Consider the following 26040-nt stretch of genomic DNA (forward strand, 5'->3'; position numbering starts at 1 on the left):
CCTGTCTCAACAGTCCCCGGGGCCGGCATCCGCAGACGCCACGTCCACGTCATTCTAGCAGAAATCCACAACAGTGTGTAATACGAGGGGCCCGTTGTGCTTGAGGCTGAGCGTAGAGCCAGTGTCTCTGGCTCGACGTGCGGGCGTTGTGCAGTAGAGATTTAAATTATTGTTTAGTTGTGTATGTGTTTCAGATTCAGGACGTGGTGTCTAGGGGTTTTACTGTGATTTATGGCCCGCCTGGGTCTGGTAAGACGAGCGTGGCTGCAAAGATTGCGGACAGGGTGGCCAACAGGGTGATGTGGATTAGCACTAATGAGACACAGGGCGCGTTGAAGGAGGTGCTTATGCGGGTTGGCGCAAAGGTGGACAAGTTCTACATATTTGATTTCCCCCGCGCGTTTAGGGGGAACATCGCCAAGTTTATAGCTGACCACATCTACGAGTATGAGGCGTTGGTGGTAGACGCTGTTAATGGGATTGCGCCTAGGGAGGAGAAGCTGGAGGAGCTTGTGCACGGCTTTCTCTACCAGCTCTCAAAAGATATGCCCATCGTGGCCGTGGTTGAGGGCCGGCCTCTAAAGATCTTCTACCTCGCTGACAACTTGGTGAGAGTTGGGTATAGGGAAAACGCCCTGGGCCACACGGTTAGGTACATCAAGCTTGTGAAATCGCGTTTTTCTCCTCCCAGCGAGCGCCTCCTCTTCGACTTCGTGGAGGGGGTGGGCTTGGTGTACATATATCCGAATAAGAAGCCTCAAGCGGCCAAGGTGCCTCTGCCCGAAGACGCGGCATTGCTGGGGGTGGAAGAACTCTATAAATCCAGCGTAGTGGGCATATACGGCTCGGATAAGAAGAAGTTGGCCAAGAGGCTGGAGGAGATTGCGGCTAAGCGCGACGTCTTTTACCTCTCTCTCTTCCCGCCCACCACGCTCCCCGTAGAGATAGAGGAGGAGAAGATGTTGGTCGCCACGACGTTTAAAGACATTGTGGAAGTCGCGTACAACATCTACTCTGGGCGTATAAAGGCCAGGGTCTTGGCGGTGTCGGGCCTGAGAGATGTGGAGAGGATGGTGGGGAACGACGTCGTGGACTACATAACTGTCGTTAGTAGCGTGGCGCGCTACGTAGACTACGTGGTGGACTTCGAAATAGGAGAGGGGGTTGGCCGCCTCTCTGAGATTTTCCTAGACGCAAAAATCACAGCTTAAAAAACCCCCAGCGAGGCTATTACAAACCTCTTTCTTATCTTCTCCATGTAAAGTGGCCTACCGCTATTTTTATCGCCGTCAGCTAAGAGGAGGTGTTATTTAAATAGTTCTTGTATAGCACCGTGCTCGGCGCTCTTGAGGCCATTGCGGCAAGGGCTGGTCAATACCTCTTGGAGAGTTTTAGGGCTAGGAGGGGTCTCGACGTGGTTGTGGACAAGGGCGACGACGTGACGCGGGAGGTTGACCTAGCTCTGGAGGAGATGGTTTACAAGATGCTTAGGGATAACTTTAGGGAGGGCGGCGTCCTCTACGCGGAGGAGCGGGGCTTCTACCGGTGGGGCGACGAGCGCTACATCTTTGTCTTAGACCCGCTAGACGGCTCCTACAACTACGCCGTGGGCATACCCATGTTCTCAATATCTCTCGCGGCGGGCGCCTATAGGGAGGGCACTTTGTCAGACTTGGAGTACGCCGTAGTGGTCGTACCCCCAACTGGCGAAGTCTACACGGCGTCTCCCGCGCTCGGCGCGAGGAAAAACGGGGCCCCTCTAACGCGCCGCGGCGGTAGTAGAATAGTCTTTGTGGCCATAAGCAACGGGTTCCCTGAGTTCACGTGTGAGGTAGTTAAGAGGAGGGGCTACAAGGGCCGGAGCCTCGGCAGTTCGGCGGCTGAGCTCGCCTACACGGTGGAGGGTGTGGCCAGGGGGTTTGTGGACCTCCGGGGTAGGCTTAGGGTGTTAGATGTGGCGGGCGCCTTGACTGTGGGGAAGTACGTCCCCGGGTTTAAGTACGTATTATACGGGGACGGCGCTGTGGATGCAAAAATATCTATAATAGCTGGTGACGAGGATTTTGTGAATGAGGCAGCAGCCTATCGACGAGGAGATTAGGCAGTTTCTCCTGTCTTTAGCCAAGGCGCTGGGCATGAGAGTTGAGGACGTTCTAGACCTCTACTTCTACGTCTCGCCGGCCACCGTAAGGCTTGTGGAAGTGGTGGAGCAGGGCGGGGAGATCGTCGGAGTTAGGCTGGCCGTGAAGTCTAGGAAGAGGACCGACGTGTGGTACTACACCTCGGTGGGCCTATACGGCGCCAAGTGCACATGTAGAGGCAACGCCGTGGGGGGGAAGATATGCCGCCACATAATAATTGGGCTAATTACGTGGCATATGTCTTCTCTCTTGAAGAAAGGCCGCGGGGTAGACCTCTCGAGGCTGGCGTGGCTGAAGTCGTAAAAGTTTATAAAACTGCGCCTCCACTGTGTTAGGTGACGACAGGCAGACGGCGAAAGGTGAGCGGGGATTTGAACGCTGATGTTTGACGCCGAGCTCGAGGTTCTGATCTCTCCCCGGAGGGTTTTGTACGTTGACAAGGGAGGGCTTCGGCTAGGCAGCTCCAGGGCCGTGGGGAAGGTGGAGGTGAGAGACGACGGCTTGTACGTCGGGGGGAAGCTGGCGGTGTTTAGGAGGGCGTTGAAGTGCCCGGTGAAAGTGGGCGGCCTTTACCTCTGTGGAGGACCGGCCGAGGTCCCCCGGTTTTTCTACCGTGACGTATTTGTGGAGGGGCTTGGCCCAAGGCTTAGGCTCGCCGAGCTCTACGCAACGTCCCGCCTAAATGGCGGCGACTGTCTCGCGGAGTACCTCCACTGGCTTGTGAGAGGGGCCGCCTTCCTGTGGGATATATACAAGAGGAGGGAGCCTACGCCGCCCCGTGGGTGTAGGGAGTTTGCCGAGTTTTTAATTGCCCGGGGCCTCAGAGAGCGCCGCCTATACTCGCCGCCTGCGGCAGATGTGTGGACTGCAGGCTTTCTCGGCCTTCTGCGGTTTGGCGATGCACTTAACCTAGTCGAGAGGAGTTGGCCAGGCCTTGTGGTGGCCTTGAGGTACGGCATCTACGGCGCCTTGAGGTGGGACTTGCCCCCCGGCCCAGACAGCTGGCTCTTGCTCCTCGGCTTATACTCCGCGCTTGACCCAGTGGCTGTTCCAGGGGGCGTCGCCGTGGACTTAGGACTCCTGAGGGCTGTGCCGTACGTAGTTGCCCGAGTCTTGGGCAGGTGGCTCGTGGCCTTCAACGTGGCCGGCCTCTACATGGCCGCTGGGAATTTTAACATGATGGTGGATGGGGGCCGGCGGAGGGACTCCTACGCGTCGTGCGACGGCGCTAGGTGTAGAGTAGGCGCTCTGCTTTTCAACGAATGTGTGGAGTTGCACTGCGGCGTGGTGCGTACCTGGGACTTTGAGTTTAAGGGAGTGGTTAAATGTAGAGACTGGGGGTCTCCCTTTGTAGCCGTTGAGCCTTGTAAGTAACGTATATAAAAGTCCTAGTTCAGTTGTGTAAGTGCCCAAGGTGCCAGTTAAGGTGGTGTCCTTCGACGAAATAGTAGAGTGGAGCAGGTTGTTGGCTGAAAAGATCAGGGGGAGTGGGTGGTCGCCAGACGTCATTGTGGCAATTGCCAGAGGCGGCTATGTGCCAGCCCGCTTGCTCTGTGATTGGCTGGGCGTAACCGACTTGGTCAGTATACAAATAGTGCACTGGCCCGTTGCAGCGCAGGTGGCCGAGAAGGCGTATGTGAAATATCCCGTAAACGTGGATCTCTCGGGCAAACGCGTACTTATAGTGGACGACATAGTGGACACGGGGGACAGCGTGGAGCTGGCGAAGAGGAGCATCGAGGGGTGTTGTAGGCCGGCTGAGGTGAAGACGGCGGCGCTACAGTTAATCACAAGCGTGGCCAAGTTTGTGCCCGACTTCTACGCGGTGGAGGTGAAGGAGTGGGCCTGGTTTGCCTACCCGTGGAACGCAGTGGAAGACGCCGTCGGCTTCATTATGAAGATTGTTAGAGAGACTGGCAAGTCTGAGTGGTGTCTCGACGAGATGTTACAGGCACACTTGGAGTGGTACGGCCGGGAGTATGTGGAAAAGCGCTTTGGCCACATACTCTACGCCTTGGACATGTTGGCGAGCAGAGGGGCTATAAGGCTAGCCAAGTGTAGGGCCTAGCCGCCTCACGTCTCTATAGGCAAGCACGGCAACAACGTCGCCCTTTTTCACGCCGCCGGGAGGAATCAGCGCTACGCCGCAGGCGTCCACCTCTGTAAAGCTGTGGTGGTGCACTTTTATAGGCGTGGCGTAGAGGCCGCCCTCTCCCAGCTCTAGCCTCACTCTAACGATTTGCGCCATCTCGCCCCTCACGTCTTGGGTAATTGTGGCGTAGGTCCAGCCCTGGCCCATTCCCCGGGTCACATTTGCCATGTGGCGTAGCACTGGCTCCACGATTCGAACTACGCCGTGTAACGCGCTTATGGGGTACCCAGAGAGGCCGAAGATGGGCTTGCCCTCTACTACGGCGACGCTGGTGGGGCGGCCAGGCCTCATGCGGAACCCCCTCAGCCCCTGGTAGCCCAACTTGTAGAAGTGGTCTATCTCGCTGGGCCCAGCCCCCCCGGTTATAATCACGGCGTCGTACTGAGCCAAGAAGCGGTCAACGGCGGCTCTAACTTCCTCATGTTTATCGCCAGTAACCACCTTCTCTCTGACCTCTACATAGGGCATAAACGTCCTTATGTACCACTCTACCAAAGTCGCCGTAGACTCAATGACTTTCCCCCTCATCACAAGCTCAGCCGCCACCTCTGGGTCTATGGGGGGAACCACTAGCTCGTCCCCAGTGGCCACTATGCCCACAGTAGCCTTTCTATACACTGGCACAGTGGTCACGCCTACGTCTAAGAGGCCGACGACGTCAAAGGGCGTAATTACCTGGCCTTGTTTAACTAGAAGCGCCCCCCTCTGCACGTAGGAGCCGGGCGGGTCCACGTTGGCGTATTTCTCATACCTCCTCTCCACCTCTACGTAGTCCCCCTCTCTTTTGACAGCCTCCTCTGGCACAACCGCGTCTGCCCCCTCTGGCAGAAAGGCGCCCACTGTTACATACACCGTCTCCCCCGGCTTGAGGGAGAGATCTCTCCTGAATTGCCCCACCAAGACTCTCCCAACCACTTTAAATCTGCCGGGGGTGGCCTCGGAGCTGACGGCGTATCCGTCGTAGGCGGCTCTGGGGTATGGGGGATAGTCGTGCGGTGCCGCGACGTCGCGAGCTGCCACATAGCCAACGGCGTCCCAGGTTGCGATCTTCTTCACATCGCCGATCTTCTTAACGAGGGGCAGTATCTCTGCCACTTTCGCCAGCGGATTAAGCCCGGCGAGGTAGCGCATGTATGTCGCCCAGGCTCTGTATATAAAGTTTTTATACCAAGCCGTAGGAGACGTCGGTGATGGAGTCAGGGTTACGGCGATAGATGACCGGAGGCGCTATCGCTGATATATTTATATACAGGGCTGTGGAAGTCGTCGATGGGCAAGCGTAGGAAGAGGAGGAAAATTCTTCTCAAGCCTAAGAAGACGTTGCCCAAGATCTTCACTTGTCCACACTGCGGCGCCCAGCTGGTAACTGTGAAGAAGACGAAGAACGGCTACCTAGTGATCTGCGGAAGCTGCGGCCTTAGCCACGAGTTTGAAGAAAGGGCCGGGTGGATGCCCGTGGACTACTACAACGCCTTTGTCGACTTATACCTAGAGGGCAAGATCCAGCCCCCCCAGCCTAGCCACGCGCATTCCGAGGGCGGGGGAGATGAAGCTAGTTGACTACCTACTGGAGGGCAGCGTTAAACACTTCACGCTGATAGACCCCGACAAGTCGGTGGACTATTTGAAGATAGTGAGATACGCACTTGACGCGGGGACAGACGGAATCTTGGTGGGCGGCTCTTTGGGCATTAGAGAGACGCAGATGACGCAAGTGGTGAAGGACATCAAGTCTGTGGCACACGTCCCCGTGGTCCTATTCCCCGGCTCTCCGAGCCAGCTCACAGAGGAGGCCGACGGCGTTTTGTTCCTCAGCGTATTAAACTCCCTAGACCCCTACTTCATAATTGGGGCGCAGGTGCAAGGCGCTGTGTTAATAGCCAAACACTTCCCAAGGCTAGAGGTGATATCCACCGCATACGTCATCGTGGGCGACGGAGGAGCGGCAGGATTTGTCTCCATGAGCAAGCCAATTCCCTACGCCCGGTGGGACTTGGCCGTGGCTTACGCGCTCGCCGCCTACTACATAGGCTTCGGCGCCGTGTACCTAGAGGCCGGGAGCGGGGCTCCGCAGCCGGTGCCGCCGGAGATGGTGAGGGCGGTGAGAAAAGTCTTCCCAAGAGTTTTAATAGTGGGCGGAGGGATAAGAAGCGGCGAGGCGGCGCGTCAATTGGCGCGAGAGAGGCCTAATGTAATTGTGACGGGGACCTTAGCCGAGGAGCAACCCGAGAAGCTTGCCGAAGTCGTCAGAGCTATAAAATCAAGCCTTTAACTTCTGCCTTCTCCAGTGCCGCCTCGCGGGGGACCTAGTAACCCTCCTTTTTGTCTTGGCGATGACCCACAGGGGAGGGTTTCTGTTGCTGTTTAAAGCCGCGGCGAGCCTAAGCTTCTTGCCCAGCGGCTTGTTTCTAGCCATGGCCGCCTAAAATGTCGAAGTTTTAAATTTTTCAGAGTCGGAATCTGTACTCTTGCCGGGTTTGGCTGTACACAGCCTCTAGGATCTTCTTCAAAGTCTCGTCGTCTATTGGCACTTTTACTCTTCCAGAGGAGGCCAGGGAGATCAATTGTTGCTCCAGCGCCTCCACGATGTCCGGCCTTACGACTCTAATGTTGTCTAGCCTCGCCAAGGCCTCCGGCGTTAGTATCCTCTTGAGCACTGCCCTCCTCTGGGCCGCCGCTATTTGCGCCTGCCGCTCTGCCTCTGCCCTCTTTTGTAGCTCCTCGAGCTTTTTCCTTCTAAGTTCTTCAAGCTCTCTATCCTCGGCCTCTGCCATTACTCCTTGGGCGGCGCGACGTATTTGGCGAGCTCAGGCCTCTGCTTCACCAACTCTTTTGCAATACGGGCGGCGACTCTGTCCACAAGAGACTTGCCCTCTGGCGTCAACACGCGCCCCCTCTTGGTCTTTGTCACAAAACCCGCATGTTCTAGCTGTTGTAGAATCTTCCTAATTATTGCGCCGCCTGCCTTTCTAGTTCTCTCGGGCCTAGTCTTGTCGCCTATCTTGGCCCTGTAGCCATAGGCGGTTCTAAGAGAACCGACGCCGACGGGTCCATATATGTAAAGCTTTCTCATAATAGAGGCGGCACGTATGTACCACCAGTCCTCGCTCATGGGCGGCCTCTCCTTATTGGCCCCAGTTTTTACAAAAGGCGCCCAGACAGGCGGCTTGACCTGCGGCACGTTGTCCTTTATGTACTTCGCCAACTCCGCTATTAACAAGTCTGCTGGCACGTCTTTCACCGAAGTCACGTGTCCCACACCCCCCGGGTTTATAAGTTTTCGTGGGCAAAAAGAATTTAAAGGGCAGGGGCAGGGGGACCTCTGTGAGATTTTGTCCAAACGACAAGAGCTTGTTAATCCCAGTAAAGAAGGGCGATCGCACAGTGCTTAGATGTCCCAAATGCGGCTACGAGGAGGAGGTGTCTCAAGAGGTTAGAGGCAGGTACCAGAGCAAATCCGCAGTAGAAAACAAAAACCAACTCATAGTAGTTGCAGACAACGCAGTTAACTTGCCCAAGGTAAAGACGCGGGGTTGCCCAAAGTGCGGCCACGACGAGGCCTACTTCTGGGTTCAGCAGACGAGAGCCGCCGACGAGCCTCCCACCAGATTCTACAAGTGTACAAAATGCGGCCACGTGTGGCGGGAATACGAATAGCCCATCTTTTCTATCGCAGTCAGAGGAGGCGTTGGCGGCGGGCCGCCCGCATAGGCGCTTAGGGGTACCTTAGGGTGGGGTGTATTATGGGTTCAATTTTTTAAAAAGTGGGCCACCTTATGTCATGCCTAAGTATGTTCTAACGTATATGGACGCCAAGGAGTTCGCGTACATAATAGACTCACTATCGGTGTTGGTGGAGGAGGCAAGCTTCGTGCTTAGGAGCGATGGCCTTTTTCTCCGCGCGTTAGACGCGTCTAGGACGGCCATGGTAGACCTCTCTATGCCTAAGGAGGCCTTTGAGGAATTCCCAGAGGTTGAGGAAGAGGTAAAGCTCGGCTTCAATTTTAAGGATCTTAAGAAGCTACTGCGGCGGGTGAAGAAGGGCGACAAGATAAGCCTTGAAATCGAGGAGTCCAGAGTCAAGGTGAAGCTGGTGGGCAAGTCTGTCAGATCTATAACTCTCCCCATGATTGAGGTGGTGTCTGAGGAGCTCCCAACGCCTAAGGTGGTCTTCACGGCGCTTGTCAAAACCAGTAGCGACGTATTGGCCTCTGCTGTGAAAGACGCAGACGCTGTAGCAGACGAGGTGAAGTTTGAGGCAAACGAGGACGCCTTTGTAATAAGCGCGGCCAGCGACAAGGGCGAGGTGGAAGTGCGGCTGGACAAGGGCAGCGAGCTTGTCTACGAGTTTGACGTAAAGGAGCCGGCCTCGGCCCGCTATTCGCTGGAGTACCTCGTGGACATCGTGGGCAAGGCGTCTAAAATAAGCGACATAGCCACTGTGGAGTTGGCCACTGCGAAGCCTGTCTTGCTCACCTTCGACATACCGGCCGGCGGCCGAATTGCCTACTACGTGGCGCCGAGGGTGGAGTGATTGTAGAAGTATTTTTCCGCAACTACTACAGGAACTACGCGAAGCTGGAAGTAGACGAGGTGGAAAAGAGGGAGTTCGCCTTCCAGCCCTTTGTCGGCGGCATGGTTAGGCACAAGGCCTTTAAAAACCTCGAAGAGCTGAAGAGGCACTTGGTTGAGAAGACGCCTCGGCACGTCTACTACTCCACCGCCCGGTACGAGAGGCCTTGGGAGGAGGACATGGAGCGAAAGGGCTGGCTAGGCGCCGACTTAGTATTTGACATAGATGGAGACCACCTCGACACTGAGGCGTGTAGAGAGAGCAAGGTGGTGTCTTTGGCGTGTCTAGAGGACGCCAAGGAGGAGGCCAACAAGCTCATAGACGTGTTGACAGAGGAGCTGGGCCTTAAGCCGACTAAGGTCGTATTCTCCGGCAACAGGGGATTCCACGTGCACGTGGTCGATGAAGAGGTGTTGGCCCTTGGGCAAAAGGAGCGTAGAGAGCTTGTGAACTACCTAAAGGCAGTCGGGTTTGACCCCTCTAAGTTCCACATGAAGGTGGGGAGGCGGAAGGTCGTGTTGTACGAGGAGGAGGCCGTGGGCAACCTCTTGCGCATTAGGAGAGGCATAGAGGACCCCGAGGCGTTGAAGGTTGAGGTAGACGAGGTGGTGACGCAGGACGTGCATAGGCTCATAAGGGCCCCCGGCTCGCTCAACGGGAAGACGGGCCTCGTGGCATTGCCTCTCTCAGTGAGAGACTTGGAAAAAGAAGTGGCGCACATAGTCGAGAGGGCTATCGCCTTTAGAAAGGGGAATTTGAGGCTGAGGTTCGAAAAGCCGTTCCAGGGCACTGTGTTGTTTGAAAAAGTGGAGGCGAGAGAGGGCGACATTAAGACGCTGCCAGCACATGTGGCCATATACCTAGAGCTACAGGAATTTGGCAAAATATATGATTGAGAAGCTGAGGCTCTGGTTAGCCGCTGAGGCTAACTCGCGCTTTCTCACAGAGCCGCCGTACGGCTCGTACGCAGAGGCGGCTGAGCAGTTTGTCAGAGATTTGCAGAACTCGCCGCTGCCGCAGAGCATAGCGGAGCAGGTTAAAGCCCATGTCTACTCCACGTTGGTCACGATAGTGGAACTTAGAACGCGGAAGATACTGTGGGAACTGAGCCAAGGCCGCGAGCCTAAGAATACGACGGCAGAAGAGGAGAGGCTCATACGGCCGTTGTTGAAAATCCTCCGTGCCAGACCCCACCGGAGAGAGGCGCAGGAGTATGTGATTGTACAATTCGTAACTCCCCACCCTGCCATAATAACTGAGGACTTTAAACAGATAGGTCCCTTTAACAAGGGCGACTTGGCTAAACTGCCTCCCCGCGACGCGAAAGACCTAGAGGAAAGGGGCGTTGCCAGACTCCTCCGGCTTGAAGACTAACTGAGGCCCGATCCCCTGCGGGGCGTGGTGGGAGTAAAATTTATTTTGTCCCCCTTTTTGCCCCTTCGTGAAGTTTCCCAAGAGCGTAAATATGTACTGTCCACGGTGTAACACATATACGCAGCATAGCGTGTCCAACTACCACGGAGGTCAGAGGAGGTCGCTGGCGGAGGGCCAGAGGAGGTATGAGAGAAAGTTGAAGGGGTACGGCTCCACTCCTAAGCCTAAGCAGAAGAGGTTTGCCAAGGTCAATAAAAAGGTGACCTTAGTATTTACCTGCACTAAGTGCGGCTACAAAATTGTGAAGAGCTTAGGCAGGATGAAGAAGGTGGAACTGGTGTAGGCCCATGCCACAGAGGTTCAGCAGAGTCCTAATACCACAGCCTCGGTCTAGGTTTGTTAGACTTAGGTGCCCCGACTGTGGAAACGAGCAGGTAACCTTTAGCCACGCCGCGATGGTGGTGCGCTGTCTCGTGTGCGGCAGAGTTTTGGCGCAACCCACCGGTGGGAAGGCGATTTTCGCAGGCCACGTCGTAAAAGTTTTAGAATAGCCCCCAAACCCCTTCCTTCAATGAAGTTAGTGAAAAAGGATTTTCCAGACGTAGGCGAGTTAGTCATAGGCACAGTCAAAAAGATCGCGGAGCACGGGGCGTATGTGTACCTAGACGAATACGACTTGGAGGCCTTTGCGCCGACGCAAGAGGTGGTCCAGTCTTGGTTTCACAGCATTAGGGATTACATAAAGGAGGGCAATAAGACGGTGTTTAAGGTGATAAGCGTAAACCCCAAGATGCGCGTGGTAGAGGTTTCTCTCAAGAGAGTTAGAGTAGACGAGAAGGAGAAGAAGCTCCTCCTCTACCGCCACAGAGTCAGAGTGTTGAAGCTCTTGGAAATCGCCATGAAGAGGCTGAACAGGCCGCCACAAGAGGCTTTAAACGTCTTGTGGTATCTAGAGGAGCAGTTCGGCGACCCCTTCAAAGTCTTCGAAGAAATTGTGAAAACGGGGCCGCAGGTGTTAGACGGGTTAGACCTAGACGACAAGCTGAAGGAGCTCCTCGTAGAGCTGGCCCGGCAACAGGTGGAAATCCCACCCACGAAGATCTCCGGCGTAATTAAGGCCGTGAGCGTGGAGGGCGATGGCGTTGAGAAGATAAAGGCCGCATTGACGGAGTTGCTCAAGGCTCTGGAGGCAAAGTATCCACAAGTCTCGGCCAAAATCTACGTGATAGGCCCGCCGCGGTATCGGATAGACTTGGTGGGCAAAATGCCGAAGCAGGTAGAGGCGGCGTTTAACGAGGTCTCAGCCCTCCTACAGTCTCTACAGAAGAAGTACAAGGTAATTGCAAGCGTCCAGAGAATAGAGCAGGGCTAGCCGCTCCCCTCCACCACGGCGGCGAATTCCTCCAAGATCTTCCTCCTCGTTTCCTCTTTCACGGGGAGTGTCCCGAGCAACGCCTTTTGTAAAATTCTATACCGCTGGTACTTGTCCTCGGGGGAAAACTTAGGCGGGTGAGGCACCTCGACCTCGCCCCCGCACTTCGGGCAGCTGGCCTTCGAAAGCGTGTACCAGCCGCAGTTTTTACAACGCCTCAGAAGCGACTTCACGGCCCCACTTCGTACAGCACAACCCACCCATGGGGCCTAGAGACGTAGACAAGCCTCAGAGGCCTCGTCGCCGTTGTAATAAACGGCACCTGCTCCTTTGCGCCAGTAAGCGGGTCGGCCACCACCTCCACGCTCCCGGAGGTCCACCCCTGTATTGTGTACTGGAGAGCCCCTGCCAGCCTTGGCGCATACCCGGGCAGGTACACGTTGCCCCCCGTCAGCTTGAGGTCTCTAAACGTGGTGAAGACGCCTTGTTGATACACGCCCTCGAACATCCACGCGTACTGCTCGGTGGCGTTGCCGTAGGCGGGGACAAGCCTAACCTTGCTGAACAACATAGCGTAAAGCGTCCTATTTAAGCTGAGGGGGACCGGGTAGTAGCTCCCCTGTATAGTGAAATAGGCGTACGTGGCGCTGGGCGGCGGGCCTGGGTAGCTCATGACCTTTGTGTAGAAGAAGTCTTCGAAGTTCGTCGACGTGGCGCCCAGTATCTTGGCCGCATCGCCGACGTTCTCAAGCGCTATACGCGCCATCCAGTAGGACTTTAAAAAGTCGCCGCCGGGCGGGTATTCGTGAACAAGCAGATAGCCCGCAGACAGTGGAGTGGCTATGTACGGCATTATCGCCAAGACGTACTTCGTGCGGAAGTCCTTGGTAAATATTTCTGCGCCTACCTGCGGCGGGGCCATAAGCGCGAGGCCTATCTTCCCAATCTGCGTCGCGTTTATTGTGGAATTGTCGGCGAGACTCGTCTTATTGCCTATTATCGAGATCCAGTAGCCGTAGTCCCACCACGACGCCACAGGCTCGTAGATCGGTAGCCTCGTCTTCATCCACATCAACATGTCGAGGAAGTCCTCACTTACAACGCCGACGGCCGACGTTGCAATCTGCGTAGGCTGTCTCGCGAGCCCCTCGCCGTAGTTAAGTCTCTGGGCATTGAGGGCGGGCATCACCGAGGAGAGCAACATGGCCACGGATATAATAGCCGCGAGGGCCACCAGTAGGCCCAGCCTCTTGTTTTCCATTGCCTTGGCAATGCCCACAGCGGCCACAACAGTGGCTATGGGGGCCAGTAGCACGAGGAGGCGGACCATCGTCGCTGCGGCGTAGCCCGCCGTGGCTAAGTAGGACAGCGCCAAAAGGCCGCCGGGCGTGAAGAGGTAGGGCACCCCCGCGAGTATAAACGGCAACACTGGGCCATACCTAGCCACAATTTGAACAAAGGAAGTTGTGCTGTGCTCCGCCACGCTGGCCACAATGGCGGAGCGACCAACGGGGAAAAGAGTGGCGAGGTACTTCCCCCCTATGGCGCCTGTGGCCAGCGCTGCTACGAATATGCCGATGCCGGCGAGGACCACGGCCACGACGAGCCACATATACCTCCTCAAGAGCTCCACGGTCCTCGTAACGCCGAGCTTTGAGTCTAAAAGCCATGTAGCTAAGGCGGCGGCTAAGCCAAAGGTCGGGATAATGTTAAAGGCACTTATGAGCGTATTTACGCCGTATCTAGGTATTGTGGCCACGAAGACGCCGTAGAGCAAGTAGAAGAGGAGGTAGGAGAGGAAGAAGTTCCTGGCGTCAAAGGGGAGCTGGACCGCAGGAGGCGCCGGCCCCCTCTTCGCCTTAGAAGGCGCCGCCGGCGTAAACGCGAGCTTTAGGAAGTAGTAAGTAGGCAAGAGGAGCGCGTAGAGGCCCACCAAGTTCCACACGTAGAAGTGCGCGCCCCACGTCCACGCCACATAGCCAAGCGCTACGCCGGCGAGAGCCCCCATCAAAGGCCTCCTCAGCCCGTCCAACAAGAGGGCTAGGCCCAGGGGTATTAGAAAAAGACTTATGGGCTCGTCGTCGAACCACGCGGCAAAGCCGCGCTCAATGAAGGCGGGCATAACGGCGGTAAGCATGGCAGAGAGCAGCCCCACTCTGAGACCCCCCTCCCCCAGCTCCTGGCCCACTTTGTACCCAAGGTAGAACATGGAGAAGACGGCGAGAGAGTTCATAATCGCCGGCGCCGCTACTACGGCGTGCCACAGATCAACGCCGAATGGGCGGAGAAGCGCGTAGACAAACAAGCCGTAGAAAGAGGTGCCCGGCAGAAGAACTTTGCCCCAATCGACGCCGTAGGGGTACCAGAACTGTAAAAACTGCGCACCGCTCCACCACCACCCAGCGCCGTGCTCCAACGTGTACTTGGCCAAGTAGTAGCGGACATATGGGTCAAACTCGTCGAGCCACCACCCCCATAGGAAGACGCGGTACATTCTTGCGTATAAGGCTATGGCAAACGCGGCAAGCAGAGACGACGTGACGAGGAGAATCCTCTCTTTCCTATCCATCAAGCGCGAAAACAGGCCCAAATATATTTCTTAACCCCCCGCCCCTCTTAAAGCCCAGCCCCCTCTCAAGCCCTTAACACTCTAAAGTCCCCGCCTGTGGGTAGGGTATGAGGTACCTCTTTGCGCCTGCTCCATCCTGGCCCGCGCCATCCTGCAGTAGATGTCGCGGCGCTTGTGAAAGCGCAACCTAATCGCAACCGTGACGCCTTCTATCCCCTCCTAAGCCCAACCGCAATCTTGATAGGCCGCCTCTCTAGGGGCGAGAGGCACTTAGGGCACACGCCGCCCCACATCTTTAGCACCGCCTCCACCGTCTTAGGCTCTTTGTCGCTGTAAAGGACAAAGCCGCAGGAGTCGCACTTTACGACAAACACGGCCAAGGTGTATAATGGCCTTTTAAAAGTGTGAGATAGTACCTAGCTATTACACGCAAGTTCTCACGCCGACGCCTTCGCGGAAGGTGAAGGTCAAGGCGTCTAGCTCGTCTTCCTCAAGCTCGGGGTACCGCCTCTTGAGCCACGGCCTTGAGGAGCCAGCGTCTAGCTCATCTACGAGGCGGACTTCGCGGCACCCCAGCGTGGAGAGGGCCCTCTTCATGTCCACGTATGGGGAAGAGCCCATGTGGATTTGGACAGACTCGGCGCTTTTCAACACGGCCTCCACCGTGGCCCAGTCCAACACGGCGTGTAGGACCAGCTCCCCCCTCCACACGTAGACCACCCCGTTCTTCGCAGTGCCCAGGTCGACCCCCAGCTTCCCCCCGCCTAGGATCTTCGGCACAGATGCGAAGAGCTCCTTCGCCACACACCTATAGTCGTCGCACGGCAACACTACGTCGCCGCCAGCTCTGTACCTTCCATCTACTATGACTACGTCGCCGTCGCCAAATAGAGACACGCCGTACGCTATCTTCCGCACCACGTCGTATATACTCCGCCGCCCAACATAGGCCAGCTTCAACGTGTCAATAAACTTAAGAAATTTATAAAATCTGCGCCTTGTGGACGCGTTAAGGGTACTCGCGGCTAAATTGCAGAAGAGGCCGGTGGCGCTCTGCGATTCAAACGACGTCGACGGCATAGCGTCGGCCGCGTTGTTCAAGCGCAAGTATCCAGAGGGGGTGGTGGTCCTAGCGGGGCCCTCCGAGGTCAAGAAGTGGTGGATTAAGGCCTTTACGTGGGATTTCGTCGCAGACCTCCCCTGCCCCGGCAAGGCCAAGGTTAGGGCAGACCACCACAAGACAAATGCCCCCTGCGCCGAAGTCGAGTTCTACGACCCCGAGGCCCCCGCCGCGGCTGTACTAGCCGCCAAGGCCCTAGGCCTTGAAGAAGACCCAGTGGCGCGGGAGCTCGTAGAGGCGGCCGTGCAGACAGACACCGCAGATGTGAGAGATCCCACGGTGAAGAAGCTCGACCTGGCCATCAGGTACGGCTTTGCCGAGGAGAAGCTTGCGGCAATCGAGATACTGGCCAAGAAGGGACTAGCCGCGTTGGACGAAGAGCCCTTAAAGACCATGGCCGCCAGAGGAGAGGAGAAGGAGAAGCTGGTCTTAGCCATAGCGGAGAGGGTGCCGCCGAGAGAGACGCTGTTTATATACAACCCGGTCCACCTAGGGATCTCCTACAGGGCCCTCACCATAGAGCTGCAGAAGAGGGGCGCCAAATTTGTAAACATACTCGTAAGGCGGGCCAGGCGGCGCTACAGGCTCTACTGCGGAGCGCACAAAGACGGCGTGTACGATTGCACAAAAGTGGCAGTGCCCCTAGGCGGAGGAGGCCACAAGTACGCCGCAGGCGCGCAGATCAAGGCGCCGTTGCTAGACGCAGAAAGGCCGTTGCGCACGCTCGTGGAAATGCTCAAGCCCGACGTTGTATACGTCCTTGGGCCCTGTAATAATATTGGGCCTAGGTGTGAAGAAATAAAATTGCCCGAGTCCCTGGATGCGTTGATGAGAAGTGGTTCAGGGGAGCGGTGAACGACCTTCAGCGGCGCTGACCGCTATTTTTTTATAATGGGGTACGTATTGTGCCGTGTGCGGCATCTTTGGCATCGTCTTTGCTGAAAAGCCGCGGAGGCCTCTTGGGGAGATTCTGAGGAGGGCTCTGGAGCGGCTTGAGTACAGGGGCTACGACTCTGCCGGCGTCGCCGTGGTGGACAAGGGCCTTGTGGTTAGGAAAGACGCTGGGAAAGTGGCCGAGGTAGCGTCTCGCTACGGCTTCGACGCCTTGCAGGGCACAGTCGGCATTGCGCATACGCGTTGGGCAACCCACGGGAAGCCTGACCAGAGCAACGCCCACCCGCATACGGACTGCCGCGGCGTCATCGCAGTTGTACACAACGGCATAATTGAAAACTATGCAGAACTGAAGAGGGAGCTTCTGGCGAAGGGCCACGTGTTTAAGTCTGAGACAGACACCGAGGTTGTGGTACATCTCGTGGAGGAGTACAAGAGGCAGGGCCTTGACACTTTTACAGCGTTTAAGAAGGCGCTGGCGAGGATTAGGGGGGCCTACGCCATAGCGTTGATAGACGCTGAGAATCCCAATGCCATATACTTCGCCAGGAATTTGTCCCCTCTCATAATAGGGGTCGGCGACGGCTTCAACATAGTTGCAAGCGACATACCCACGGTGCTGGACTACACCAAGAGGATAGTCGCGGTGAGGGATGGGGAATACGGCTACATAACCCCCACGGAGGTCTACATAGAGGCGGATGGAGTGCCCCAGCCCGTGTACGAGCGGGTGGAGGAGATCCCCTGGAGCGCCGAGATGGCGACAAAGGGGGGCTACCCCCACTTCATGCTCAAGGAGATATATGAGCAGCCGGAGTCTCTCGCGAGCACTGTGGCAGGCCTTGAGTGGGCTCAGCTCAGCGCCGTGGCCGACATGCTTTTGTCAGCTAGAAACATCTACGTCCTGGGGGCCGGCTCCTCCTACCACGCCGGCCTCACCTTTGCGGCGCGGCTCCCACGGCTGAGGCTCACCCCCGTGCCCATAATCGCCTCTGAGTATTACACATATGAGCGGCTGTTTGACAGAGACGACGTGGCGATAGCCATATCTCAGTCTGGGGAGACCATAGACACCATCAGGGCCGCCAGGGCCATGAGGGAGAGGGGGGTAAAGGTCGTCGCGGTGACAAACGTCGTGGGGAGCACTCTTGCCAGGGAAAGCGACGTGGTAATATATACGCGGGCTGGCCCCGAGATAGGCGTCGCCGCCACTAAGACCTTCACTACGCAAGTGGCCACCCTCTCAGCGCTTTACTTAGCGGTGCTGAAGGCGGTGGGCGTAGATACGTCGGAGCTGGAGAGGGAGCTCAAGGCGTTGCCCGAGGCGGTTAGAAAGACTATTGAAAACACGGCCGGCACAGCCAAGGACTTGGCCAAGAGGATGAAGGAGAAGCGGAGCGCATACTACCTAGGCCGCGGGCTCTCTCTGCCCGTCGCCATGGAGGGAGCCCTAAAGCTGAAGGAGGTGGCGTATATACACGCGGAGGCATATCCAGCGGGTGAGTCTAAACATGGGCCAATCGCGTTGGTGGAGGAGGGGTTCCCCGTCGTCTTCGTGTTTTCAGACCCCGACACTAGGGAGAAGACGCTTAGCAATGTGGCAGAGATGAAGGCGAGGGGCGCATACGCCATCGGCGTCGTGCCTGCAAAAAGCGACTTGGCAAAGAAGCTTGACTTCCCCGTGGAGGTGCCCGAGTCAGGGGAGCTCGCGGCCCCTGTGACCTACGTAGTGCCTCTACAGCTCCTCGCCTACTTCGCCGCCGTTGAGAGAGGGTACGACCCAGATAAGCCGAGGAACTTGGCAAAAACTGTGACAGTGGAGTAATGAAGATCGCCCCCGTAGTCCTAGCCGGCGGCCGCCCCGGCGTCTTTGAAAAAATAACGGGCGGCCTGCCGAAGACCTACGTCAAGATAGGGGGCAAGAGGCTGTTTCAATATGCCGCGGATGCCCTCCTATCCCTCTTCGGAAGAGTGTACGTAGTTGCTCCACACCCCGTGGGCGGGGGCTACACCTACGTCGAAGAGAGAGGCGAGGGCATAGAAGGCGCACTGACGTCGGCGGAGGCCTACTTGGGGTCTGAGAGCCACGTCATGTTCACATACGGCGACGTGTACGTGGAGTCCTCTGCGTACAGAGCCCTTGTGGAAGCAACTGCGTCGATGGGCGCCGACGGCGCTGTCTTAGCAGTGCCAAGGAGAATTACAAAGGGGTACGGCGTGTTGGAGGCAAGGGTGGGGGGCCTCTTGGCGAAAGTTGGCGGAGAAGGCCAGTGGATTTTCGGCGGCGTGGCTCTCCTCCCCCGTGACGTTGTGAAAAAAGTAGCCTCGGCCGCTCTCTACGAGGTGTTAAACGAGGCGGCGCAGCTGAGGAAAATAGCCGTGGTCCCGTGGAGCGGCGTCTGGCACGACGTGAACTACCCAGAGGACTTGTTGCAACTGCTGGAGTACACGGCGCCGACCTACACCCGCATATCGAGCAAGGCCAGGGTAAGCCCCACCGCCGTTTTAGAAGGCCCAGTGGTAGTGGAGGACGGCGCCGAGATAGACCACTACGCGGTGGTAAAGGGCCCGGTCTACATTGGTAGCGGCGCATTCATAGGGGCGCACACGCTAATACGCAATTACACAGACATAGAAGACGAGGCGCTTGTCGGCAGCTCCGCCGAGGTGAGCCACAGCCTCATTTGCGAAAAGGCCACGATAGGCCGCGCCTCGTATATATCATACAGCGTCGTTGGCCCAGAGGCAGTGGTGGAGCCCAACACAGTCACCATGTCTGTTCTGAGAGAGGGGAGAGACAGACTAGAGCCCGTCGAGGTGAGGGGCAGAAAGTTCTACAAACTCGGCGCATTGATAGAAGCAAAGGCAAGAATCCCAGCGGGTAGCGTATTGCGTCCAGGCATGGGATTCATATAGGAGTAAGTCCACTATCGTATGGCGTCTCCCGTGTATATGGTCAAGCGCGCCGCGTTGTTCCCAACGACGCCGTACACAGTCTTGGCGTTGTACGTCGCGCCGCCCAGCGTCACCATGCCCGTGCCGTAGACCACTCGGCCGGCAGTAGACGTCGCATTCTTATTCACAACGTCTACGGTCAACTGTGCAGATATGCCGTCCCCCGAGATAGTCACCTGCCGAGTGGAGACGTAGAGAGTGGCGTTAGCCAGACCGCCGTGTATTTTGCCGCGCCCCCATGCAATTGGCATCCCATGCGCGGTAGCCCGCCCGCCGTGCCCCCACGCGGCCGGCGGATGCCACGCAGTAGAGTTGCCGCACCAATTTACCTTAGTAGCATTGACGGTGTTCCACTTCGCCTTGGCTCCACTGGCGTGCCACCCAGCTGCGTACACAGCCGCGGCCAGTGCCAGCGCCACACCTATCGCTATCAGCACCTTCTTCATGGCCTACCTATCTGCCGCGGAATATAAACAAAACTCACTAGAGGTGAATACGGCTGTGGAGAAATCTGAGGATCGCTAGCGAGGTTGTTGAGGAGAGTAGGGCCATGGCCACTATGTAGGTCTCTTGACCTACGTCGAGCCAGTATCCGTACAAGACTCCACCGAGCATGAGCCCCAGCCCCCACAGCGAGTTTACGACTCCCAGCGACGTAGCGCCGCCGAGCTTGGAGGCATATGCCTTAGCCACTATGTCGGCGTAGGCTGTTAGAGAGGCGTAGAGCACTGCGCCCACGAAGTAGTAGGCGCCGCCTTGGATAAAGCAGAGGGCTAGTAGCGCCGCCAGAAGCGGCCCGGCGTAGACCATGCGGCTGGAGCGGTCGTAGAGGTGCCCCAGCGCCACTGAGAGCGGGATCTCTGCCACCATGGCCACTAAGTAGAGGAGAGAGGCGACCCAGGCCACGTCGGCGGTCTTGTACATGAAGAGCGATATGTGGACCAGCGAGAGGCCTAGGAAGAATTGCGCGGCTCCAAATGCCAACGCGTTGGCCAACTCCCCCCGCGTCGGGGCTCTCCTAGACGGCTTCACGTTGCCCACCTTATACGCCAGGTACAACATTGCCAGGGCGGCGACGCCTGGTATTAGGACTGCGGCGAAGACGTCCCTAGGCGTGTGGCCGAGGTAGAGCAATGTGGTTGCGGTGACCGCGCCGGCCACTGCGCCTATTTGGTCGAGCGCGGCGTGTATCCCAAACGCCTTCCCCCTCGCCCCTTTGCCTCCGGCGGACGCGATAATAACATCGCGGGCGGGGGTCCTAAGCGCCTTGCTGAACCGCTCTAGGAAAATAAGCGCGGCTACGTGCCACACATCTCTGGCGAATACTAGCCCTGCCACTGCTCCCACTTGTAGCCCATAGCCTAGGAAAGTCTCGAGCCAGTAGCCGCCTCTCTTGTCGGCGAGAGGGCCTGTTACAAACCGCGCCGCATATCCCAACGCATCGCCCAGCCCAAACACAAAGCCGACGAAGGCGGCCGAGGCGCCGAGGTATGCCAAATACTGCGGCGCCGCGGCGCGCATACCCTCGTAAAGCCAGTCTGCAAAAAGGGACACTAGGCCCAGGAGCAATATGAGGCGGATGTTAAGTCCCTCCACCCCTTCCCAAAACTTCTTTGGATAAAAGTATTGGTACTAGCGTGATTAAAAACATGGCGGTGGCTATGTCGATGTTTATTACGTATGCGTCTTTAGAGGGCACAGAAAAGTACATGGGCCCCATGGGCGTGTTAAACGCTATATACGTGCTGTAGTTTGTCAAAACGCTTCCAGCCACGGAGGGGGCGATGGCGGAGCCGAAGTTTCTGAAGACTGTGTTGAGCCCCGTGGCTGAGCCCAGCCTGTGTCTGGGCACTGAGAATGTGAGCAGGTTTATCAGTGAGACGTTTAAGAGAGCTAGGCCCGTAAACGCGATTGTCAAGTATCCTATGAGTGTCCACACTCCGCTGTATAAGTGGCTGACCGCCAGTTGGTAGCCCACCACTGCGAAGACTACGCCGGCTACTGCCACGGCCTTTGCGCCAAGTCTCCACACAAGTCTCCCCGAGAGCGGCGCCACGACTATCTGTACGGCGGCTATTGGAAGCATGTAGAGCCCTGTCTGCAACACCGTGAGTCCGTACCCGTATGGAGGAGGCATTTGGAAGAGGTACGTCAAGTTTTGAGAGTTCATTTGAAAGGCGTAGGCCACTATCATAATTGCAATAGTACTGGCCACGACGTTCCTATTCAATATGTCCCTCGGGAGAAACGGCTCGTCTGCGGTCAACTGGCGCAGGGTAAAAACGGCCCACGCAACTACGGAAAGTAGAAACAGTGTAATAACTCTGGGGGAGGTCCACCCCCAGTCTGGGCCCTTGGAGATGGCCAGAAGCATTGAAGCTGCGGCAGTTCCAAAGAGGGAGATCCCCAGGTAGTCTATTTTCCTCGGAGTTTTGTACGCGCCTTCTCTTACGTAGATCCAGATTACCATTGCCAAAAACACGGCCAAGGGCGTCGCCGTGTGGTATGTAGCTCTCCAGCCGAAGTTCTGCGCAATGTATGCCCCGGTCGGCAGCGCTATTATAATGCCTGCGCCAAACATGGCGCTTATGACGCCTTGGGCGGTGGGGACAAGTTGCGGAGGGAACTGCTCTCTTATGAGGGAAAAGGCCAGTGGGAACATGGCCATGCCCAAGCCTTGTACTGCCCTAGCCACTAGGAGAGTTTCAAACGTGGGGGCGTAGCCTGTGAACGTTACCGCGGCGGCGTACAGCGAAATTATGATGGACAAAATCTTCTTCTTGCCGTAGATGTCTCCCAAGCTTCCGAAGAGCGCCGCGCTTATGGTGCCCACTATGAGGTATATGGTTAAGACCCAGGAGACGTCTGCGGGAGTTACGTTGAACTCCGACTGTATCTTCGGCAGACTCGGCATTAGCATCGCCTCTGTGTACATCACGAGTAGAGCCACCGATCCCAAAATTGGCGTTACTCTCCACGCGTATTTTACGTCGTAGTTATCCACGGCGCCTCCTCCTCAGAGCCATGGCGACTCCGACTAGGATTAAAACGACGGTGAGGGCTGCTGGCACTACTACGAAGAGGTCGAGGCCGCCTCTGACCTCCACTGGCACAGTGATGTACTGAACCGCGGGGCCAAACGCGTTGGTCTGATTCCACGTCACTACGAAGGTTATGTAGTACCTCCCCGGCGCCGCTTTGTCAGACACGTCGAGCAAAAACGCTGTGGAGGCAGAGGAGCCGGGTTCCAAGTCGCCGATGACTCTCGAAGTGGCGGTGGCAACGTCAGCTATGTTGGAGGCGTGGGGCTCAAACACTTGGGAGGGCGTCATGAGGAGTCTCACGTTCTTAGCCTCGTAGGGCCCCACGTTGGTTAAGTTGAGCAGGAGAGTGGCCGTGGACCCCGGTTGGGCGTTTAATACCGCGTACTCAACCTTAAACGTAGACTTTTCCACTACCTCAAAGCTCCCGCTCCCGCGGGCCTCGCCGCCGTTCCACTTGACGTCGACAACGGCGCTGTAGAGGCCGGGCTGTAGCTTTGAGGCGTCGAGGAGGAAGGTGAGCGTGGTGGGGGATCCCGGCGGCAGGTAGTCGATTCTAAACTCCCGCGGCCCCACCGTGCCGTTTAACAGTTGTACAACCACGCCCCTGGCGGCCACAGGCCCAGTGTTTATCAACTGCACGGCCACTTGGACAACGGGCATGCCCTTTAAAACCCTCGGCGGCGTTGCCAAGACGTTTTGCACAGCCACAGACGGCGCGCCAACGGTTAAGTAAAAGGTGTAGTTGGCGTCGCCCACGGCCACGGACACCGGGTACTCTCCCGGCTGTGCATCCTCTGGGATTTGAAAGACGCATGGGATAGTAAACGGCTGGCCCTGAGGTAGCACTGGCACATTAACCTCTGCGTTGCAGAGGGGCTTAAGCGGAGTCGAAATTCGGATGGTCAAGTTAGACGCAGTAAACGGCGAGACAACCGTCGCCGTCCCAGTAACTAGCCCGCCGGGGTAGGAGATCGGCGGGTTGAACGCCATAGACACAGTAAATTCCTGCGGCTTAACCTCGTAGTAGAAGGTGTAGTTGGCATTCCCCACCCTTATAGCGACTGGGTAAAGCCCCGGCCTTGTGGAAGGCGGTATTTCAAACGCCGCAGTTATAGTGGCGGGGCTTTGCGGAGTGAGGAATGGGATCCGCGTGGGAGTAAGCGAGATGAGCTTAAAGGGCGCATGCACCTCTACGATCACGTCGGAGGCAGTGTAGTTAGAGGCGGCGATAAAGGTGGCTTGCACAATAGAGTCAGGGTACCCCCTCGGCGGGTTGAACACTGCGTTGACTACTATCTTGGGAGTTGGCACGTACACTGAGACGAGTCTCGTAATACATGTGCCAGAGTAGAGGCAGATCTCCACAGGCAGGGGGACGTTGCCATACCTGTAAAACACCACTTGTACAGGCAATTGCAGTTGCGTGAGCATGGGCGCCACGGCGAACCCCCCGGAAAGCACTCTTACTCCCTCCCCGTCGACCACTCTCACCGTCACGTTCTGAAGAACGCCAGCGCTCCCCGGCGTCACGTATAGGGTCAACACAGTGGGCGTGCCAGCCACAGGCGGCTGGGCCGGGGTTGCTACGATATTTACATCGGGGGCGCTGACCACGGGGAGTTGAACGACTTTTTTAACGCTTACAGAGCCCGCGTATCCAGACAGACTCCTCAACTGTGCTGACAGCGTAACGTCGTAAAAGCCGGGCCTGGCACCGCCAGCCACTTTAAACACTATAAAACACGTGGCATTTCCCCTCGGCGCCACAGTGACATCGCAGGCGGTTGAGCGGTTTAGGTAGTTCTCTACCACGCCCCCCGTCGCGTTGATGTTCACCTTCAAGAAGTCCAAGGTGGGGTTTATCACAAGCACCGGGAGTTGCGCAGGTTGCCCAGCCACATAGCTACTGGGAACCGCCACGATTAGCGAGGAGAAGTCGAAAGGTAGCACTTCAAAGTCCACGGAGGCCTCGGCGGACGTGAACAGAGTATACGCCGTGACCTTCACCCTGTAGCTTCCCGGCTTGGCGTCTAGGGGGACTTGCACAACCGCCGTGAGAGTGGTGGGCGTGTTAGCCGCCAACTTGGGGATCTGCATCGTCGTCCCCGTGAGGACCTTGAAGGGGGAATCCACGTCGACGTAGACATAGGTGAGGCTCTGCGGCGAAAACACTGTGATGTACAGCTGGAGCACAGAGCCGGGGTAGACATAGGGCGGGGAGTACGACACGGACACGCTAATAGGGGCTTGAGGCGCCGACTGCGCAAACACGAGGGCCGCCAGCGCCACGAGCGGAAGGACCCGATATATCGAAGACATAAGAGGCGCGGTGAAGGGGTTATAAATACTTTAAAACGGTGCGCCAGTGATGAAGACACACCAAGGAGAGAGATGAACGAAGTGGCCAGGGCTGATGAGCAAGAGCGTTGTCTACCTGTCGCGCCTCACTAATAGGCTAAGAGGCACGACAAAAAGTTGCAATCGTCACTCATATTTCAGTGCCTCTACTAGCCTTATTCTGCTTGCCCGTATTGCCGGCGCCAAGGCGCCAATGAGGTTGACAGCAACTACCACCATGACGGCTGCGGCTACTGCGGTCGGGTCGATTATCAGCCTCGTGCCTGGTGGGAGAAATGACATATCGGGCCCAGCGTTAAATAACGTAGACAGGTCTATGTCGGACAGCGGCACGAGGAGTACAGAGCCAATGGCCACGCCTATTGCGGCTATTATGAACGCCTCGCCGAGGAACATGAGGGTTATGTGCCTCCTCTTGAACCCCACAGCCCTCATAATGCCGATCTCCCTAGTCCTCTGCAAGACGCTTATGCTCATGGTGTCGTACAGCCAAAGCGCTGTGATAACAGTGCTGACCCCAGCCACTAGGCCGAGAAACGCTTGAAAACCTGTCAAAAAGGCGTTGATCGACTTGAGTATAACCTGGGGCGATAGGATCTCGGCGGTCGGAAACCTGGCCCTCACCTCGCTGATAATGTCATCAACAAGGGAGGAGTCCCTAGCAACCACCACCAACACGTTGTACTTCTCAAAGCCTGTGAGCCGTCGATACTCGCTTAAGTCAATAACCACCCCAGTGGCAGTGCTGAAGAAGCCTATGCTCCCCACGGCCAGCACCCCAGCCACCACCAGGCTCACAGCCTTCTTCTCTAAGTCGAGCGAAATAATGGAGCCGGGGCCCACCCTCTGCTCACCTGTGGATCTGTCGTATGCGATATAGTACCCCGCCAAGGCGAAGCCCTGTCCCACAAAGAGCTGACCGTCGTGTAGCGCCGCTTGCGGTATAACCCGGGGGACATCTGCCGGGTTTATGGCGTACACGTTCGCCGCAATGAACTCCCCACTGCCGGGCACTCTGACACGGCCCCTGTACGCCACCATGGGGACCACCGCCTCTACCCCCTCTATGGAGGACAAGGACGCCACGTCTGCGTCGGTGAAAAGCGAGCCGACTAACATGACTATGTTGAGGCCAAAGTTTTTCTCAAAAAACTCAGCCACGGCCTCCTTCATCGTTTGCGTCAACAGAAGCGAAAAGCTAAGCGCAGTAAACGCAATGACGACGCCCACGATGGCCCCTATAGTCCTCCCCCTACGCTCCCACAAAGCCTTCCATGACAGCCGCAACAGTTCAAAAAGCATAAACAACACTTTGTAATCACTTAAATTCATTTCTATAACTGATTCTGTGCCGGGTCTAGACGATCTAGGTCATTAAGACAGCGCTGGGAGCGAGGGGTTATAATAGTCGCATTGTTGTGCCAGCGATGAAAACACACCGACGAGAGGAGTAGCCAGGGCTGGCGAGACAAAACTTAAAAACACTCG

The 26040-nt window shown here is 56.9% G+C and carries 30 protein-coding genes; 17 read left to right on the forward strand and 13 right to left on the reverse strand.

Annotated features, from left to right (window positions below):
• The first annotated feature begins 185 nt into the window (after positions 1-185).
• The 5 genes from PCAL_RS05210 to PCAL_RS05230 all read left to right on the forward strand — a co-directional run bounded on the left by PCAL_RS05210 (position 186) and on the right by PCAL_RS05230 (position 4209).
• Positions 186-1211, forward strand: coding sequence for an RAD55 family ATPase (locus tag PCAL_RS05210; RefSeq protein ID WP_193322935.1), 1026 nt, complete (start codon positions 186-188; stop codon positions 1209-1211).
• 122 nt (positions 1212-1333) lie between these two features.
• Positions 1334-2101, forward strand: coding sequence for an inositol monophosphatase family protein (locus PCAL_RS05215; protein WP_011849662.1), 768 nt, complete (start codon positions 1334-1336; stop codon positions 2099-2101).
• Positions 2070-2444 (forward strand): SWIM zinc finger family protein, encoded by a 375-nt coding sequence (locus PCAL_RS05220; protein WP_011849663.1) that lies wholly within the window; start codon positions 2070-2072, stop codon positions 2442-2444. Before PCAL_RS05215 ends, PCAL_RS05220 begins: the two co-directional genes overlap by 32 nt.
• A 78-nt stretch (positions 2445-2522) precedes the next feature.
• Positions 2523-3515, forward strand: coding sequence for a hypothetical protein (locus PCAL_RS05225; RefSeq protein WP_011849664.1), 993 nt, complete (start codon positions 2523-2525; stop codon positions 3513-3515).
• Between the two features lie 31 nt (positions 3516-3546).
• Entirely contained in the window at positions 3547-4209 is a 663-nt protein-coding gene (locus tag PCAL_RS05230; protein ID WP_011849665.1) for a phosphoribosyltransferase, read from the forward strand.
• On the opposite strand, the gene PCAL_RS05235 is transcribed toward PCAL_RS05230, so the two are convergent.
• Positions 4189-5424 (reverse strand): molybdopterin molybdotransferase MoeA, encoded by a 1236-nt coding sequence (locus PCAL_RS05235; RefSeq protein WP_011849666.1) that lies wholly within the window; start codon positions 5422-5424, stop codon positions 4189-4191. The two genes, PCAL_RS05230 and PCAL_RS05235, sit on opposite strands and share 21 nt — an antisense overlap.
• 138 nt (positions 5425-5562) lie before the next feature.
• On the opposite strand from PCAL_RS05235, the gene PCAL_RS05240 reads away from it, so the two are divergent.
• Together PCAL_RS05240 and PCAL_RS05245 are read left to right on the forward strand one after the other, a co-directional pair.
• The gene (locus tag PCAL_RS05240; protein ID WP_011849667.1) at positions 5563-5853 is read left to right on the forward strand and encodes a hypothetical protein; all 291 of its coding nucleotides are present in this window, start codon (positions 5563-5565) and stop codon (positions 5851-5853) included.
• On the forward strand, positions 5840-6565 hold the full coding sequence (locus PCAL_RS05245; RefSeq protein WP_011849668.1) for a geranylgeranylglyceryl/heptaprenylglyceryl phosphate synthase: 726 nt from the start codon (positions 5840-5842) through the stop codon (positions 6563-6565). Before PCAL_RS05240 ends, PCAL_RS05245 begins: the two co-directional genes overlap by 14 nt.
• Here the strand turns inward: PCAL_RS05245 and PCAL_RS05250 are convergent.
• From PCAL_RS05250 to PCAL_RS05260, 3 genes are read right to left on the reverse strand one after another with little or no spacing between them, the layout of a single operon-like run.
• Positions 6554-6709, reverse strand: coding sequence for a 50S ribosomal protein L39e (locus PCAL_RS05250; protein ID WP_011849669.1), 156 nt, complete (start codon positions 6707-6709; stop codon positions 6554-6556). The genes PCAL_RS05245 and PCAL_RS05250 overlap by 12 nt on opposite strands.
• Before the next feature lie 31 nt (positions 6710-6740).
• The gene (locus PCAL_RS05255) at positions 6741-7067 is read right to left on the reverse strand and encodes a DNA-binding protein (RefSeq protein WP_011849670.1); all 327 of its coding nucleotides are present in this window, start codon (positions 7065-7067) and stop codon (positions 6741-6743) included.
• Complete coding sequence (locus tag PCAL_RS05260; RefSeq protein ID WP_011849671.1) at positions 7067-7543, reverse strand: 30S ribosomal protein S19e; 477 nt, start codon at positions 7541-7543, stop codon at positions 7067-7069. The genes PCAL_RS05255 and PCAL_RS05260 overlap by 1 nt, the downstream gene beginning before the upstream one ends.
• 74 nt (positions 7544-7617) lie before the next feature.
• Between PCAL_RS05260 and PCAL_RS05265 the strand changes: the two genes are divergently transcribed.
• The 7 genes from PCAL_RS05265 to PCAL_RS05295 all read left to right on the forward strand — a co-directional run bounded on the left by PCAL_RS05265 (position 7618) and on the right by PCAL_RS05295 (position 11612).
• Positions 7618-7950, forward strand: a complete 333-nt coding sequence (locus PCAL_RS05265) for a transcription factor S (protein ID WP_193322936.1) — start codon at positions 7618-7620, stop codon at positions 7948-7950.
• Positions 7951-8074: 124 nt separating this feature from the next.
• Positions 8075-8827: a proliferating cell nuclear antigen (pcna) gene (gene pcn / locus PCAL_RS05270; protein ID WP_193322937.1), complete on the forward strand. Its 753-nt coding sequence runs from the start codon at positions 8075-8077 to the stop codon at positions 8825-8827.
• Positions 8824-9762, forward strand: a complete 939-nt coding sequence (priS, locus tag PCAL_RS05275) for a DNA primase catalytic subunit PriS (RefSeq protein ID WP_011849674.1) — start codon at positions 8824-8826, stop codon at positions 9760-9762. The genes pcn and priS overlap by 4 nt, the downstream gene beginning before the upstream one ends.
• Positions 9755-10240 carry a DNA replication complex subunit Gins51 gene (locus PCAL_RS05280; RefSeq protein WP_011849675.1) on the forward strand — a complete coding sequence of 162 codons (486 nt, stop codon included), beginning with the start codon at positions 9755-9757 and terminating at the stop codon, positions 10238-10240. The genes priS and PCAL_RS05280 overlap by 8 nt, the downstream gene beginning before the upstream one ends.
• A gap of 67 nt (positions 10241-10307) precedes the next feature.
• Positions 10308-10583 carry a 50S ribosomal protein L44e gene (locus PCAL_RS05285; RefSeq protein ID WP_193322938.1) on the forward strand — a complete coding sequence of 92 codons (276 nt, stop codon included), beginning with the start codon at positions 10308-10310 and terminating at the stop codon, positions 10581-10583.
• A 4-nt stretch (positions 10584-10587) separates the two neighbouring features.
• Positions 10588-10791, forward strand: a complete 204-nt coding sequence (locus tag PCAL_RS05290; RefSeq protein WP_011849677.1) for a 30S ribosomal protein S27e — start codon at positions 10588-10590, stop codon at positions 10789-10791.
• Between the two features lie 20 nt (positions 10792-10811).
• Complete coding sequence (locus PCAL_RS05295) at positions 10812-11612, forward strand: translation initiation factor IF-2 subunit alpha (RefSeq protein ID WP_011849678.1); 801 nt, start codon at positions 10812-10814, stop codon at positions 11610-11612.
• On the opposite strand, the gene PCAL_RS05300 is transcribed toward PCAL_RS05295, so the two are convergent.
• The 4 genes from PCAL_RS05300 to PCAL_RS05315 all read right to left on the reverse strand — a co-directional run bounded on the left by PCAL_RS05300 (position 11609) and on the right by PCAL_RS05315 (position 15141).
• On the reverse strand, positions 11609-11845 hold the full coding sequence (locus PCAL_RS05300) for an RNA-protein complex protein Nop10 (protein WP_011849679.1): 237 nt from the start codon (positions 11843-11845) through the stop codon (positions 11609-11611). The genes PCAL_RS05295 and PCAL_RS05300 overlap by 4 nt on opposite strands.
• Positions 11842-14181 (reverse strand): STT3 domain-containing protein, encoded by a 2340-nt coding sequence (locus PCAL_RS05305; RefSeq protein WP_011849680.1) that lies wholly within the window; start codon positions 14179-14181, stop codon positions 11842-11844. Before PCAL_RS05305 ends, PCAL_RS05300 begins: the two co-directional genes overlap by 4 nt.
• A 209-nt stretch (positions 14182-14390) precedes the next feature.
• Positions 14391-14555, reverse strand: coding sequence for a hypothetical protein (locus PCAL_RS05310; protein WP_193322939.1), 165 nt, complete (start codon positions 14553-14555; stop codon positions 14391-14393).
• A gap of 49 nt (positions 14556-14604) precedes the next feature.
• Positions 14605-15141, reverse strand: coding sequence for a hypothetical protein (locus PCAL_RS05315; protein ID WP_011849681.1), 537 nt, complete (start codon positions 15139-15141; stop codon positions 14605-14607).
• 40 nt (positions 15142-15181) lie between these two features.
• Here PCAL_RS05315 and PCAL_RS05320 point away from each other — a divergent pair, with 40 nt between their 5' ends.
• From PCAL_RS05320 to PCAL_RS05330, 3 genes are read left to right on the forward strand one after another with little or no spacing between them, the layout of a single operon-like run.
• Positions 15182-16156, forward strand: coding sequence for a DHH family phosphoesterase (locus tag PCAL_RS05320; RefSeq protein WP_011849682.1), 975 nt, complete (start codon positions 15182-15184; stop codon positions 16154-16156).
• A 55-nt stretch (positions 16157-16211) separates the two neighbouring features.
• Complete coding sequence (gene glmS, locus PCAL_RS05325) at positions 16212-18020, forward strand: glutamine--fructose-6-phosphate transaminase (isomerizing) (protein WP_011849683.1); 1809 nt, start codon at positions 16212-16214, stop codon at positions 18018-18020.
• Positions 18020-19111 (forward strand): NTP transferase domain-containing protein, encoded by a 1092-nt coding sequence (locus PCAL_RS05330; protein WP_011849684.1) that lies wholly within the window; start codon positions 18020-18022, stop codon positions 19109-19111. Before glmS ends, PCAL_RS05330 begins: the two co-directional genes overlap by 1 nt.
• An 11-nt stretch (positions 19112-19122) precedes the next feature.
• On the opposite strand, the gene PCAL_RS05335 is transcribed toward PCAL_RS05330, so the two are convergent.
• From PCAL_RS05335 to PCAL_RS05355, 5 genes are all read right to left on the reverse strand, one after another.
• Complete coding sequence (locus PCAL_RS05335; protein WP_011849685.1) at positions 19123-19596, reverse strand: hypothetical protein; 474 nt, start codon at positions 19594-19596, stop codon at positions 19123-19125.
• Between the two features lie 37 nt (positions 19597-19633).
• Entirely contained in the window at positions 19634-20746 is a 1113-nt protein-coding gene (locus PCAL_RS05340; RefSeq protein ID WP_011849686.1) for an MFS transporter, read from the reverse strand.
• Positions 20733-22154 (reverse strand): MFS transporter, encoded by a 1422-nt coding sequence (locus PCAL_RS05345; RefSeq protein ID WP_011849687.1) that lies wholly within the window; start codon positions 22152-22154, stop codon positions 20733-20735. Before PCAL_RS05345 ends, PCAL_RS05340 begins: the two co-directional genes overlap by 14 nt.
• Positions 22147-24513: a COG1361 S-layer family protein gene (locus PCAL_RS05350; RefSeq protein WP_011849688.1), complete on the reverse strand. Its 2367-nt coding sequence runs from the start codon at positions 24511-24513 to the stop codon at positions 22147-22149. Before PCAL_RS05350 ends, PCAL_RS05345 begins: the two co-directional genes overlap by 8 nt.
• A gap of 165 nt (positions 24514-24678) precedes the next feature.
• Entirely contained in the window at positions 24679-25854 is a 1176-nt protein-coding gene (locus PCAL_RS05355; protein ID WP_193322940.1) for an ABC transporter permease, read from the reverse strand.
• Positions 25855-26040 lie beyond the last annotated feature (186 nt).

Origin of the sequence: Pyrobaculum calidifontis JCM 11548, from assembly GCF_000015805.1 — an archaeon.
Lineage (GTDB): Archaea > Thermoproteota > Thermoprotei > Thermoproteales > Thermoproteaceae > Pyrobaculum > Pyrobaculum calidifontis.